Origin of the sequence: Acinetobacter sp. V2, from assembly GCF_001188385.1 — a bacterium.
GTDB classification, from domain to species: Bacteria; Pseudomonadota; Gammaproteobacteria; order Pseudomonadales; family Moraxellaceae; genus Acinetobacter; species Acinetobacter oleivorans.
The window spans coordinates 280,371-281,275 of the sequence record NZ_JZFB01000003.1; the positions used below are offsets into that span (position 1 = coordinate 280,371).

Annotated in this window: 2 protein-coding genes; both read right to left on the reverse strand. The window is 40.7% G+C overall.

Annotated elements, in window-relative coordinates; genetic code table 11:
* Window positions 1-200, reverse strand: a 200-nt coding sequence (locus UC75_RS21495) for an OprD family outer membrane porin (protein ID WP_228137331.1), incomplete at its 3' end; no start/stop codon positions are given.
* 81 nt (window positions 201-281) lie between these two features.
* Window positions 282-905, reverse strand: a 624-nt coding sequence (locus UC75_RS21500; RefSeq protein ID WP_265597224.1) for an acyl-CoA dehydrogenase family protein, incomplete at its 5' end; no start/stop codon positions are given.

A 905-nucleotide genomic window follows, 5' to 3' on the forward strand; every position in this document is an offset into this window, starting at 1 on the left:
CCTTCGGTATAACCTGAATTGGCTTTAAGAATAAAACCTTGTGTCCAGTCCTTGGCAGCAGGGTAAGCAGATTGCTCTTGATAGTCGCGGTCAAAATAGAAATTTCGCGTGGTGAGTTCTACTGAACTGTTGTCAATAAAATTGCCAGCCCACACTGAACCAGAGAGCATAAGGGTGGAGTACATCCATAATTTCGACATAGCATTTCTTCCTGAAATAACATTTTTTTGTTTTCAATAAGGCATAGTTGTTGTGTCTGCCTTATTTGGTTTTAAATCGAATTATTTTCCGAGCAGTTCTCGGGCCACGATTTCTTTCATAATTTCATTGGTTCCCCCATAAATTTTTTGTACGCGTGCATCCACAAAAAAGCGTGAAATCGGGTATTCCTGCATGTAACCGTAGCCACCAAAAAGCTGAAGTAATTGATCAATCACTTCACATTGAGCATCGGTAATAAAGCATTTCAATGCGGCAACTTGAGTGACGCTTAACTGGTGTTGTTGATACAGCGCTGCACATTGGTCTACAAAGGCTTGTGCGGCTTTTGCTTTGATTTGTGCGTTTGCGAGTACAAAGCGCGTGTTTTGCATTTGGCTTAACGGTTGTCCGAAAGCTTTACGTTCCAAAACATAGTCTTTAGTAATTTCAATGGCGCCTAAAATTGACCCCAACGCCATCATTGAAATACTCAAACGTTCACGAGGTAACTCTTGCATTAAATAAGCAAAGCCTTGTCCTTCTTCACCTAAACGCTGAGTTGTAGGCACATAAACATCATCAAAAAACAGTTCAGCTGTATCTTGAGCATGTAGCCCGATTTTTTGTAATGAACGGCCTTTTTTAACGCCGTCTAAAGCAGCATCAACTAAAAAAATTGAAATACCTTTTGCTTTGGCTTGCGG